Raw genomic sequence first — 12,626 nt, forward strand, 5'->3', positions numbered from 1 at the left:
CTGAACAGCGATCCGCTCGTATTGTCCGCCCCACGCATCATCACCCCCGCCATTGTCGTGCCAAGGGTGAATCATGTTCCGCAAACCGCGTCGAGAGCCGACTTTTTCAGCGGCCTGCTAGGGGGTGGTCGCGATCCCGTCGCGCAACCTGCTGGTCACCGCGAACGAAAGCGACCTTGTCGAGGACGGCGGCGCACGAGTGCATGTCATGGTTTTCCAGGGCGGCGACAGTCCCGCGGCCTATCCGATGCTGACCTCGGAAGGCACGGACGAACTGATTGGCTGGGGCGCGCTGTCGGGCCTTGCCGCCGGCGAGGGCGCGGGGCAGCTTCTTGGCCTCCCCGACAGCTTCTATGGCAGCCAGCCGGCGATCCTGACCATCGACGCGACGCAGACCCCGGCCCGCATCACCGCCAAGACCGTGGTGATCCGCAACGGCGACCCGGCGCAGAAGCTGGACTTGGAAGGGATCGCACCCGACGGGAATGGCGGCTTCTGGCTGGCCTCGGAAGGGCGCAGCGACCGCCTGATCCCCCACGCGATCTATCACGTCGGCGCCGACGGAGAGATGCAGGACGAGATCGCCCTTCCCGCCGAACTTCTGCAGTCCGAAGCCCGATTCGGCTTCGAAGGCATCGCGCGGCAAGGCGACCTGCTGTGGCTGGCGGTCCAGCGCGAATGGGGCACCGATGCCGAAGGTCAGGTCGAGCTTCTGGCCTATGACACCGCGGCCGAGGAATGGGGCGCCGTCGCCTATCCGCTGGACGACGCGCGCCGGGCTGGATGGGACTGTCCGAGATCTCGATCCACGGTGACTGGGCCTGGCTGATCGAGCGTGACAACCAGGTCGGCGAGGCCGCGGCCACGAAGAAGCTCTACCGCGTCGCGCTGTCCGACATGACGCCCGTGCCGCTGGACCAGGACCTGCCCCTGGTCGCCAAGGATGAGGTCCGCGACCTGATCCCGGACCTGCGCGCGCTGAACGGCCATGTCCAGGACAAGGTCGAGGGCTTTGCCATCGACGCCGCCGGAAGCGGCTGGCTGGTCACCGACAACGACGGCGTCGACGACAGTTCCGGCGAGACGCTGTTCCGGTCCGTCGGCACGCGGGCCGACTGACGCAGCCGGGGCCGGTGGCTAGGTGTCATCGGCCTCCAGTTCCGACAGGCCCATCTGCAAGGCGGTCGACACGCTGGCCGCCAGAACGGCCTGCGGCCCGCCCTCGAAGTTGAACTCTTTGGCCATGGGCGGCTTGCCCCGTCGGCAGACGCCGATGCAGACATAGCCCGCAGGCTTGCCCTGGTCTTCGTCCGGCCCCGCGACCCCGGTGATCGACAGCGCCAGGTCGGCATGGGGCGCGGCCTCCAGAGCGCCTGTCGTCATCTGCCGCGCCACCTCGGGGTCATAGACGGTGCGTTCGTCGATCACCTCCTGCGACACCCCCAGCGCCGAGGTCTTCATCGTCGCGCCATAGGTCACGAAGCTTCCCTCGAGCGTGGCGCCGCTGCCCGAGACGGCCGCGATGCTTGCCGACAGAAGCCCGCCCGTGCAGGATTCCGCCGTGACCAGCCGCATGTCACGCCGACCCAGTGCCCTGCATAAATCGGATGCCGCCGCCTGCAGGTCGACAGGGAAGTCCAGCCGCGCGTCTTGCCGCACCAGGACCTTCGGGCGGAACAGGGATTCGTCGATCCGGTCCAGCACCGGGAAGCGGCCGGTCAGCGGGTTGTCAAAGCTGATCGGGTTCACCCGCTTGTGCCAGGTCGTGCGCAACCGGTGCAGGACCGCCTGCATCACCTTGTGCGTGTGGCTGTCGGGTTCGACCTCCAGCCTGGACGCCAGGTCCTTGGCGCTCAACCGCGGGGCCTGTTCCAGCGCGTCGCTCAGCGCAAAGACCATGATGTCCCATTCAAGGTAGGTGGCGCCGATCTGCGCCTCGTCGCCCGCGCCGATCCCAAGCCCGTCGGTCGGCTTGGCGCGCCAGGTCTTCTCGGGCACCCCGGCGGCACGGGCCATCCACGGGATCTCCCACGACTTCAGCAGCCCCTGGACCGGGGCAAGGTCGCCCACGTCGCCGTGCAGCGTCCAGAAGCCCGCGCCCAGTTCGGAATAGTTGTCGGTGCTGGCGACGATCCCGCCATGGCGGTGCGCCTGGTCATAGAGCGTCACCATCCGCAGCCGCGCCCGCAGGTTGCCGCGCCGCGTCCGCGCGGCCTCATCGTCCGATCCCGCAAGGTCCGGGTCCAGCCGCGCCAGCGCGGCCACCATCGATTCGTATTCCGACGTCAGGTCGATATGGACATGCTCGATGCCAAGCGCCTCGCAGGCCTCGACCCCGCGCTCGGTTTCCTCGGGGTTCTGGTGGATGGGCATCGTGTGGCCCACGACGCGCCATCCGGCCTCCTTGAAGAGCGCGGCCGTCAGCGCGGAATCGACTCCGCCCGACATGCCCAAGACCGCAATGCCCACGCCGCCCTGCCGGCGATAGTCGTCCAGCTTTTCCACCAGCCGGCGATGCACCTCGACCAGCTGGTCGCCGGACAGGAACAGCCCCCGGTCGATCTGCTCGGTCAGGCGGCTGTCGAACCAGGGCGCCAGTCCTCCCGCGGCCTCCTGCCGGGACAGGTTCATGATTTCGGCGTATGACATGGGTCCTCCGTGGCTGGCGATGACGCGGATTATCGTGGCTTCGTGAACCGGGCGATTGTCGAAAATGTTCCCGCCACCCGGCGCGCGCGACGGAACCTGAAGCAGATCCTTGGGCGTTTCCATGCGACCTTCATGGGAGAAACAGGATGCTCACCTCTTCGATCAAGACCCTGATGATGGGCAGCCGGATCGTGACCGCCACCGCGCTGCTGGCCACGACGGCGATGGCGCAGACGACCACCATCGACACGCCGCAGGGCAACACCGTCGTCGTGCCCGACGACGCGCTCGAGACGCAGCCCTCAGCGGGTTATGTCATGGAAAGCGACTACCCGCGTCTCGATAGCATCGAGAACAACACCGCAATTGCCGAGGCCCTGATCGCCCAAGGCTACAGCGACGTGGTGATCAGTCGCGAGGGCCCGATCCTGACCGTCACCGCGATCCGCGGCGCGACGCCGATCGAGCTGGTCTACAGCACCGCCAACGGCCGGCTGGTTTCCGTCGACGGGGTCGAGACGCGGGCGGCGCCCGAAGGATCATCGGCGAACGACCAGGTCGGCATCGGGACGGATGACGGGTCCGGCACCCCGGATGCGGACGAAAGCGACGACGGCGACGACGCTGCTGACGGCACCGACGACGGTGGCATGGGCGGTGACGACGCAGGCGACGATGACGGTGGCATGGGCTCGGACGACGGCGGCGCCGACGGCAGCACTGGCGACGGCACGGGTTCCGACGGCAGCGGGTCGGACGGCGCCGGTGACGGTGACAGCGGATCGGACAGCGGCGGCGGGGACAGCGACGGCGGCGATAGCGACGCCGGCGATAGCGACGGCGGGGACAGCGGCGGCAGCGATGGCGGCGACTCCGGTGGCGAAGGCGGCGGAGACAGCAACGGCTGAGCCTGCATGCAAGCGTCTGCCCCCCGTCCTGAACGGGGGGCATCGCGGTTGCCATTCGGTGCACTCGTCCGGGACCCTCGGAACGAGAGGACACCGAATGGCACATCAGACGGCAGCCGCGACAACAGCACGACAAGGTGGCGCTGATCACGGTTGGGCATGGGCCGGGCCAAGGCCCCATCCGCGACACAATGAAGACCGGCGAGACCTGCCCCTGGCCGAGCTCGGGCAGAGCAGCACGCCGTCCGACATGCCTTGCTGCGGCTGAAAGAGAGGGCTGTTCCAGATCTCTCTCCAGCACAGGACGCTGGTGTGGCCGATCTGCCTCGACATGGCGCGGCAGGCGCACTTCCTGCGACGCCCGGCTGAAATCGAGACATTGCGATTGCTCGACCAGACGCACGGTGCGGACGAGATGCTGGACGCGTCGGAAACCCTGCAGAAGCGCATGAACTTGCGGCTGGACAACAGCAAGCTTTCATCCTTCGACGAACGCGGCCGCACTTTCCACCATGCCATTCTGGCAACTGCGGGCGTGCCGGACGTGACGGCGGTCGTTCGTCGCAACAGCGGGCATATCGACCGGCTGCGGCGCCTGTCCCTGCTGAGCACGGGCAAGGCCGCGCAGATCATCCGCGATCACGGATCGTGACTGCTCTGAAGGCGCGGGACGAACATGCGGCCGCCGCGGCCATGCTGCAGCACCTGTCGGGCACGCTGCAGACCATCGACAGTATCCGCAGACGTCATCCCGACTTCGTCGTCAATCGACAGGCTCCGGGGACGACGGCCGCCGCCCCCGGAGGTCATTCATGCGGGGTGCAGCGCCTCGGCCCGGTTCCAGCGGATCGAGGACCAGAGCGAGATTCCGATCAGGGCTGCGCCACCCAGGCCGGTGATGACCTCGGGGATGTGCACCAGCGACTGCGCGAACATCACGATCGACAGGGCGATGATGGCATAGAAGGCACCATGTTCCAGAAAGCGGTATTCCGACAGCGTACCGTTTTCGACCAGCATGATGGTCATCGACCGGACATACATCGCGCCGATGCCCAGGCCGATGGCGATCACGAACAGGTTCTGGCTGAGCGCGAAGGCCCCGATCACGCCGTCGAAGCTGAAGGATGCATCCAGCACTTCAAGGTAGAGAAACGCCCCAAGGCCGCCGCGCGCGGCGCCCTTCAAGGTCTCTTGCGAACTGTCCAGCAGGCCGCCCAGCACCTCGACCAGCAGGAACGTCATCAGGCCCCAGATTGCGGCACTGAAGAAGACCGTCCGCTCGGCACCTTCCAGAAGGTGCGAGAAGCCGATCACGAACAGCAGGACGACAGCCACCTCGACCCCGCGGATCGTGGCATATTTCGCCATGTGGCGCTCCAGCCAGCTGACCCAGTGCACGTCCTTTTCGTGGTCGAAGAAGAAGCTGAGGCCGACCATCATCAGGAAGGTCCCGCCGAAGGCCGCGATCGGCAGATGCGCATCGTGCATGATGCGGGCGTATTCCTCGGGCTGAGCGGCCGCCAGCACCAGCGCCTGCCAGGGTCCGATACCCGCGGCGACCACGACGATCAGCAGCGGAAAGACGATGCGCATGCCGAAGACGGCGATCAGGATGCCCCAGGTCAGGAAGCGATGCTGCCAGACCGGCTGCATTTCCTTGAGCTTGTTCGCGTTCACGATCGCGTTGTCGAAGGACAACGATATCTCCAGCACCGCCAGCACCGTGCAGATGAAGAGAATCGAGAGCATTCCGCCGACGGTACCGGTGGTCTGCCAGCCAAGGGCGGCGCCGAGCACCAGGCCCAGCACGGTGACGATGATGGCCCATTTCAGGTAGGACAGGATGGATCGTCCGGGCGCACCGCCCCCAAGGGGCCGAGTTTGCTGTGACATGAGAGGTAGGTTCCAGGCGGCTGGAAAAAGAACAGGTGCCGACATCACGAAAGCGCCGCCACTTCCGCCAGAGGGGCCCGGTCACCGCTCGACTGCGCCAAAGCGCCGCAGGTATCTAGCAGGTCGCGACCCGAGTCGGCAAGGCCGCAGACATGCCGGGGACGGCCGGTCTCGTTGGCCTTCAGCCCCAATCCTGCAGGGCTTTGGGCAGGTTCAGGTGGCAGACCGGGCGCAGGAAACGGCGGACCGAGAGGCTGCCTATTCGGTGAAGGCAGGAATGTCGCCCAGCAGCGAAGCGATCTTTTCGGCCGCCAAACCGGTGTCGATTGCGTCCATCTCTCTGCCGACCCCCTCGTGGAAGGTCAGGCCCTGCAGCTGCGATCAGCCGCCGACCTAGCAACGAAGGTGTCGCTGGCCGGCTCTGCCGCCTACAGGCCGTCAACCGGAGGTGAGGCCGGGATCGGCGGTGACCACGACGACGGCGCCTCGATCGACTGCCGGGACACAGCAGATCTCGAAGTCGCCGGTTCAGGGATCGCGTGCTTTCGCCGCCACGTGGCGCTCTCCTTGATCGGCAGCGATGTGATCGCGGCCTTCGGGCAGGCATCTTGCATCTTGAGCCGACGGTGCCATGGCCCCACTGGTGGTAGGACGGTGAAGTGTTTATGTCACTGGCATGGAAAAAATGACCTTGCCGGAACGTCCCGACCTCGCCGCCAAGGCGGCCGAACAGGGCTTCAGCTTCGCCAGCATGCACGGCGAACCTTATTGGGACGAAACGTCGGCCTATCGCCTGACGCTGGCCCAGGTCGAGACGGACCTGGAGGACCCCGCAACCGAACTTCACGCCATGACGCGCGAGGCGGTGGACCGCATCGTTCGCGACGAGGCGCTGATGACGCGGCTGGGGATTCCGCCTGCGCATTTCGACCTGATCGCAGACAGCTGGTCGCGCAACGAGCCCGAGATCTATGGCCGGATGGACCTGGCCTATGACGGCGCCGGCCCCGCCAAGCTGCTGGAATACAACGCCGACACGCCGACATCGCTTTACGAAAGCGCCGCGTTCCAGTGGCAGTGGCTCGAGGATCAGATGGCGGCGGGCGTGCTGCCCCAAGGGTCGGACCAGTTCAACGGCATCCACGAGGCGCTGGTCGAACGCTTCCGCGGGCTGTTCCCGCCCCGCACCGACATCCACTTCACCGCTGTCGCCGACAACCCGGAGGATTACGCCACAGTCGAGCAGCTGGCCTGGGCGGCGCGCGAAGCCGATCTGGGGGCGCATTTCAGCGACCTGAGCAAGCTCGGCGTCAGCCGCGAGGGACAGTTCCTCGACGCCGAGGACCGCGTGATCGGCACGCTCTTCAAGCTCTATCCGTGGGAAGATCTGCTGGCCGACGACTATGCGCGCCACATTGCGCGCTCGGGCTGCCTGTTTCTTGAACCCGCGTGGAAGGCCGTAGTGTCGAACAAGGGCCTCTTGCCCGTTCTGTGGCAGATGTTCGACGGCCACCCGAACCTGCTGCCGGCCTTCTTCGCCGATGATGTGGCGGACGCGCTGGTCGCGGGCGGGCGTCCTGTTCCGGCGGTTGCCAAGGCCTTCGACAGGGTCGCCGACGGGTTCCGCAGGGGGCATGTCGTCAAGCCGATTTTCTCGCGCGAGGGGGCGTCGATCAGCATCGTCGAAGGGGGCGAGGTGACCGAAACCTCTCCGAACACGGAATACGACCGGCACCCGCGGATCGTTCAGGCCTATCACCCGCTGCCGGTCTTTGACGGCTTCCGCCCGGTGATGGGGGCCTGGATCGTCGGGCAGGCCTGCGTGGGGCTGGGCATCCGCGAAGACCGGGGGCGCATTACGCAGGACCTGTCGCGCTTCAAGCCGCATTACATCGCGGAGTGATTCGCGTTAAGGAGGGGTTATGAGGAAACGATCCAGAACCGTCGCGCTGACCATTCTCGGCGCCGCCGCCTTCACCGTCGCCGGCTGCCGAGAGGAGCAGGTCGAGGCGCAGGCCTTCCCCGACCTGGCCAGCTGCCAGGCCGCGGCCGAACAGCAGGGCCTGTTCACGCCCGCCGAATGCGACCAAGCCTTCGCCCAGGCCGAAGAGCTGCATGTCGAAGCCGCGCCGCGCTACGACAGCCTCGCCGTCTGCGAGGAACAGCACGGCGAAGGCGCCTGCGGGTCCGAGGAGCAGCAGGTCAGCAATGGCGGGTCGGGCAGCATCTTCATGCCGCTTCTGGCGGGCTACCTGATCGGCAACATGCTGGGACGCGTCGGTGGCGGGATGGCAGCGTCGCAACCGCTCTACCGCAATGCCCAGGGTGGATTTACGAACGCCGCGCGCACCACGAACTTCGGCAGCAACCTGGGCCGCACGCAGATGAGCGCGCAGAACTTCGCCCGCCCGTCAGCGACCGCGGGTCGCGCGCCCATGACGCGGGCCACCGCCACGTCGCGCGGCGGGTTCGGCGGCAGCCGCAGCTTCGGGGGCTAGCCTTCGCGCGCGGTGCTGGCGCGCGGCATCAGCCGGAAACCCAAGTCCAGCGCATGGCCGCGCGGCGCCCCGGCGCCGGTCAGCCGGTCGCGGACCATATGGACCGCCTGCCGTCCCATCGACAGCCGGTCCGTTGCAACCGAGGTCAGCGCAGGCTCGGCCGCGGACATCATCTCGTGATCGTTGAAGCCGCAGATGCCCAGCTGCGGACCCACCCGGATATTGCGCCGCTGCGCCTCGAACAGGACGCCGATCGCCAGGTCGTCGTTGTTGCACAAGACCGCGTCCGTCTGCGGCCGCCGCGCCAGCAGGTCGGCCAGCAGCCGGCAGCCCAAGCTGACGGAGGACGGCTCGGGCGTGGTGACCACCGGATCACCGCCGAGGCCTGCGGCGGCCAGCCCGTCGCGGAATCCTGCCAGCCGGCGTTGGCTGCGCGGGTCCATCTGCGCGCCCAGGAAGGCCGGCGCGCGATAGCCCTGCGCCAGCAGGTGTTCGACCCCCGCCCGCGCCCCGTGGAAATGCGACAGGCCGACCGACAGGTCGATGGGCGGCGGCCCCACCTCCATGATCTGCACCACCGGGCAGACGGCCGCCCCCAGCAGAGCGCGCGCCGCCGGCGACTGGTCGTGGCCCGCCACGATCAGTCCTGCCGGGCGCTGCGACAGGAATACCCGGATCAGCTGCTCCTCGGTCAGTGGGGAATAGCGGGTCGTGCCCAACTGCACGCCCAGACTGCTGCCCTCCAGTCCCTCGTAGATGCCGCGCATGACGTCGGCGAAGACGTTGTTGCTGACCGACGGGATGATCACCCCGATCACGTCCGTCCGCCCCGAGGCCAGCGCCCGCGCAGCCGGGTTCGGCACATAGCCCAGCTCGTGGATCGCCCTTTCGATGCGGGCACGCGCCTCGGCCGAAACCTTGGCCGGGTTCCGCAAGGCGCGGGACACGGTGATAGGGCTGACATCGGCAGCCAGCGCGACCTCGGAAAGGGTGATCTTGGGCTTATCGTTCATGATTCTGATGATTATCCCCATTCCCGGTGAAAGCAAAAGGGTTGACGAATGACAGCGCTGTCATTCATGCTGGACGCAGGAGAGGAGACAGGATGGCGACTGCGCACCCGATTCTGGTGATGGGCATCTGCGGCACCGGCAAGTCCTCGGTTGCCCGTGGCGTGGCCGACCGCATGGACGGCAGCTTCGTCGAGGCGGACCAGTATCACGACGCTACGAGCATCGCGCGGATGCGCGCGGGCCAGCCTTTGACCGACGACATGCGGTGGGGCTGGCTGGACCGACTGGCCGCGGCGTTGCGCAGCTCGCCCCGCCGCGCGATCCTGGCCTGCTCGGCGCTGGGGGTTGCGCATCGCGACCGGCTGCGGGCCGGTGCGGGGCCGCTGGACATCGTCTTCCTGCACGGCGACCGCGATCTGATCGAGGCGCGGATGAAGGCCCGGCGGGACCACTACATGCCCACCAGCCTGATCGACAGCCAGCTTGCCGCGCTGCAGCCGCCGGATCCGCAGGCCGAAGGGGCACTGTGGATCGACGTGGCGCTGCCCTTGGCGCGCATCATCGACATCGCGGCCGGGGCCTTCGCCCCGCCGCGACCGACATCAACAGGAGGAGAACAACAATGACCCATCTGACCCGCCGCACCCTGCTGGCCGCCACGGCCGCCATGGCGCTGGCCGCACCCGCCGTGGCGCAGGAACACAGCTTCCGCTTCCAGTCGTCGGACCCGGCCGGCAACCCGAACTTCGTCCTGCAACAGGGCTGGGCCGCCGACGTGGCCGAGAAATCCGGGGGACGCATCGCCATCGACCTGCTGCCGGTCGAATCCATCGTCGCCCATAACGAGACGCAGGACGCCATCGCCACCGGCATCCTGGACGGGCACGTCACCGACCTGTCCTATTTCGCAGGCAAGGACCCCGCCTTCGGGCTGATGGGCAACCCGGTCGGCGCCTGGTCGGACCCCCAGCAGATGCTGGATTTTGTCGAGAACGGCGGCGGCAAGGAACTGCTGAACGAGATCATGAACCCTTATGGCCTGCAGTTCATCGGCGCCACCACGCCGGGCCTCGAGGCGCTGGTCAGCGCCGTGCCGCTGGACGGCGTGGACGATCTGCAGGGCGTCAAGATCCGCGCACCCGAGGGGCTGGTCCAGTCGGTGTTTGCCGCTGCCGGCGCGGCGCCCGTGAACCTGCCGGGATCCGAGGTCTTTACCTCGCTGGACAAGAAGGTGATCGATGCGGCCGACTACTCGGTCTTTTCGACCAATCAGGCGCAGGGCCTCAACGAGATCGCGCCCCATCCGGTCTATCCGGGCTTCCACTCGCTGCCGCTGGTGGAGATCTCGATGAACAAGGACAAGTGGGACGCCCTGCCCGAGGATCTGCAGCAGGTCCTGACCCAGTCGGTCAAGGATTTCGCCCAGACCCAGACCGCGGCCCTGGCCGAAGCCGATGCCGCCGCCGTGGCCGAAGCAGAGGCCAGCGGGCAGATCACCGTTCATGACTGGCCCGAGGAAGAGCGCGCCAAGTTCCGCACCATCGCGCAGGGCGAATGGGAAAAGGTCGCTGGTCAGTCGCCGGCCGCGCAGCGGGTCTATGACACGCTGACGGCCTATCTGAGCGAAAAGGGTCTGGTGCAGTAACGGCCTGCCGGGCGCAGGCGCGCCCGGCCTCATCAGCGGAGGAGACGTTCATGGAAACCTCGGAAGCCGTTCCGCGAGAGGAGCACGAAGCCGTGCTCCAGTCGGGCATCCTCGGCCGCTGGATCGACCGGCTGGCCATCGTCCCGGCCCTGGGGCTGGTCGTGGCCATGCTGATCCTGATTCAGGAGGTCGTGCTGCGATACGTCTTCGGGCGCCCGACCATCTGGGCGCACGAGACGACCGTGTTCCTCTGCGCGATCTCGTTCATCTATGGCGGGCTTCTGTGCGCCGCGCGGGACCGGCACATCCGCGTGGTGCTGGTCTATGACATCCTGCCGCCTGCCGCGCGGCGGGTGGCGGACATCCTGATCTCGGCCGTCTGCGGACTGTCGGCGGCGGCGTTTGCCTGGGCGGCCTGGCAAATGGTCAAGCGCGCCGCCTGGCGCCCCGACGGCAGCTTCCACCTGGAAACTTCGGGCAGCGCATGGAACCCCGCCTATCCGGGCATCCTGAAGATCCTGCTGATGGTCGCGCTGGCCATCATGGCGCTGCAATTCGCCATCTTGACGATCAACTATGCCCGCAAGGGGGTGAGATGAGCGAGATCTTCGGTTCACTGCAATCCCTGGGCATCGAGGCCGGGACAGGCTTGCTCTTCGCGCTGCTGCTGGGGCTTCTGGTCACCGGCATCCCCCTGGCCTTCGTCACGCTGCTGGTCACGCTGATCTTCGCGCTTGGCTGGTTCGGGCCGAACGTGGTGCCGCTGATCACCAGCCGCGTCTATTCCTTCGTGTCCAGCTTCGTCTTCGTGTCGGTGCCGATGTTCGTGCTGATGGCCGCGATCCTGGACCGCAGCGGTATCGCCCGCGATCTGTTCGAGGCGATGCGCCTGATCGGCGGCCGCATCCGCGGCGGCGTCGCGGTGCAGACCATCTTCGTGGCCGTGATCCTGGCCGCCATGTCCGGCATCATCGGCGGAGAGGTCGTCCTGCTGGGACTGATCGCGCTGCCGCAGATGCTGGCGCAGGGCTATGACCGCAAGCTGGCCATCGGCGTCGTCTGCGCGGGCGGCAGCCTGGGCACCATGGTGCCGCCGTCGATCGTGCTGATCATCTATGGCCTGACCGCCAACGTGTCGATCGGCGATCTATTCACGGCGGCCTTCATCCCGGGCTTCATGCTGGCGCTGCTCTATGTCGGCTATGTGCTGGCCCGCGCCTGGCTGACGCCAGGCGATGTTCCCCCGGCCGTGACCGATCCCACGCCCCGGGCCGAAAAGATCCGCCTTCTGAAGGGCCTTTTCCTGCCGATCCTGGTGGTGATCATGGTGCTGGGGTCGATCTATGGCGGCATCGCATCGGTGACCGAGGCCAGCGCCGTGGGCGTGGCGGGCGTGCTGATCTCGACCGTCCTGAGGGGGGAGTTCACGTGGCACCTGTTGCGCGGCGCGGCCATGCAGACGCTGCAGACCGTCGGCATGATCGTCTGGATCGGCATCGGCGCATCCGCGCTGGTGGGCGTCTTCAACCTGATGGGCGGCATCGACTTCGTGTCCGAACTGATCACCGGGATCAGCGAGAATCCGACGATCATCATCCTCTTCATGATGGCGATCCTGTTCGTGCTGGGGATGTTCCTCGACTGGGTCGGCATCGCGCTGCTGACCATGCCGATCTTCGTGCCGATCATCGTCAGCCTGGGATACGACCCGGTCTGGTTCGGGGTGCTGTTCGCCATGAACATGCAGGTCAGCTTCCTGTCGCCGCCTTTCGGACCCGCCGCCTTCTACCTGAAATCGGTGACCCCGCCCGACATCTCTCTGGGAGAGATATTCCGGGCGCTGATGCCCTTCATCGGGCTGCAGGTGCTGGCCGTCGCGCTGCTGATCCTCTTCCCCGGCATCGCCCTCTACTGAGGGCGGAACCAAACCGCCCGCCGACGCATTGCGTGTTCTGAGTCCCACTGTGTGCGACAGCGGGGCCAAGGGACATGCCGTCTTCGCCACAGGAGAGATCAC

General features: G+C 67.0%; 11 protein-coding genes and 1 pseudogene. 9 read left to right on the forward strand and 3 right to left on the reverse strand.

What is annotated here, in order from left to right; translation table 11 throughout:
- Nucleotides 1-121: 121 nt before the first annotated feature.
- A pseudogene (locus OC159_RS12600) lies at nucleotides 122-1,119 on the forward strand (esterase-like activity of phytase family protein); the annotation flags it as partial.
- Between the two features lie 18 nt (nucleotides 1,120-1,137).
- Here the strand turns inward: OC159_RS12600 and nadE are convergent.
- Complete coding sequence (gene nadE / locus OC159_RS12605) at nucleotides 1,138-2,649, reverse strand: NAD(+) synthase (RefSeq protein ID WP_265501528.1); 1,512 nt, start codon at nucleotides 2,647-2,649, stop codon at nucleotides 1,138-1,140.
- Between the two features lie 146 nt (nucleotides 2,650-2,795).
- Here nadE and OC159_RS12610 point away from each other — a divergent pair, with 146 nt between their 5' ends.
- Together OC159_RS12610 and OC159_RS12615 are read left to right on the forward strand one after the other, a co-directional pair.
- A complete protein-coding gene (locus tag OC159_RS12610) occupies nucleotides 2,796-3,557 on the forward strand; it encodes a hypothetical protein (protein ID WP_265501529.1) in 762 nt (253 codons plus the stop codon).
- A 331-nt stretch (nucleotides 3,558-3,888) separates the two neighbouring features.
- The gene (locus tag OC159_RS12615) at nucleotides 3,889-4,209 is read left to right on the forward strand and encodes an FCD domain-containing protein (protein WP_265501530.1); all 321 of its coding nucleotides are present in this window, start codon (nucleotides 3,889-3,891) and stop codon (nucleotides 4,207-4,209) included.
- Between the two features lie 158 nt (nucleotides 4,210-4,367).
- Here OC159_RS12615 and OC159_RS12620 read toward each other — a convergent pair whose 3' ends face one another.
- Complete coding sequence (locus OC159_RS12620) at nucleotides 4,368-5,453, reverse strand: DUF475 domain-containing protein (protein WP_265501531.1); 1,086 nt, start codon at nucleotides 5,451-5,453, stop codon at nucleotides 4,368-4,370.
- A 676-nt stretch (nucleotides 5,454-6,129) separates the two neighbouring features.
- Between OC159_RS12620 and OC159_RS12625 the strand changes: the two genes are divergently transcribed.
- Together OC159_RS12625 and OC159_RS12630 are read left to right on the forward strand one after the other, a co-directional pair.
- On the forward strand, nucleotides 6,130-7,356 hold the full coding sequence (locus OC159_RS12625; RefSeq protein ID WP_265501532.1) for a glutathionylspermidine synthase family protein: 1,227 nt from the start codon (nucleotides 6,130-6,132) through the stop codon (nucleotides 7,354-7,356).
- 19 nt (nucleotides 7,357-7,375) lie between these two features.
- The gene (locus OC159_RS12630; protein WP_265501533.1) at nucleotides 7,376-7,951 is read left to right on the forward strand and encodes a DUF1190 domain-containing protein; all 576 of its coding nucleotides are present in this window, start codon (nucleotides 7,376-7,378) and stop codon (nucleotides 7,949-7,951) included.
- Here the strand turns inward: OC159_RS12630 and OC159_RS12635 are convergent.
- Complete coding sequence (locus OC159_RS12635; RefSeq protein WP_265501534.1) at nucleotides 7,948-8,964, reverse strand: LacI family DNA-binding transcriptional regulator; 1,017 nt, start codon at nucleotides 8,962-8,964, stop codon at nucleotides 7,948-7,950. The two genes, OC159_RS12630 and OC159_RS12635, sit on opposite strands and share 4 nt — an antisense overlap.
- 92 nt (nucleotides 8,965-9,056) lie before the next feature.
- Between OC159_RS12635 and OC159_RS12640 the strand changes: the two genes are divergently transcribed.
- The 4 genes from OC159_RS12640 to OC159_RS12655 are packed head-to-tail and all read left to right on the forward strand — an operon-like array spanning nucleotide 9,057 to nucleotide 12,524.
- Nucleotides 9,057-9,590, forward strand: coding sequence for a gluconokinase (locus OC159_RS12640; protein WP_265501535.1), 534 nt, complete (start codon nucleotides 9,057-9,059; stop codon nucleotides 9,588-9,590).
- Complete coding sequence (locus OC159_RS12645; RefSeq protein WP_265501536.1) at nucleotides 9,587-10,609, forward strand: TRAP transporter substrate-binding protein; 1,023 nt, start codon at nucleotides 9,587-9,589, stop codon at nucleotides 10,607-10,609. The genes OC159_RS12640 and OC159_RS12645 overlap by 4 nt, the downstream gene beginning before the upstream one ends.
- A gap of 50 nt (nucleotides 10,610-10,659) precedes the next feature.
- Nucleotides 10,660-11,208, forward strand: a complete 549-nt coding sequence (locus OC159_RS12650) for a TRAP transporter small permease subunit (RefSeq protein ID WP_265501537.1) — start codon at nucleotides 10,660-10,662, stop codon at nucleotides 11,206-11,208.
- Nucleotides 11,205-12,524, forward strand: coding sequence for a TRAP transporter large permease (locus OC159_RS12655; protein ID WP_265501538.1), 1,320 nt, complete (start codon nucleotides 11,205-11,207; stop codon nucleotides 12,522-12,524). The genes OC159_RS12650 and OC159_RS12655 overlap by 4 nt, the downstream gene beginning before the upstream one ends.
- The last annotated feature ends 102 nt before the right edge of the window (nucleotides 12,525-12,626 follow it).

Source organism: Paracoccus beibuensis, from assembly GCF_026162625.1.
In the GTDB taxonomy this organism is placed as follows: Bacteria; Pseudomonadota; Alphaproteobacteria; order Rhodobacterales; family Rhodobacteraceae; genus Paracoccus; species Paracoccus beibuensis.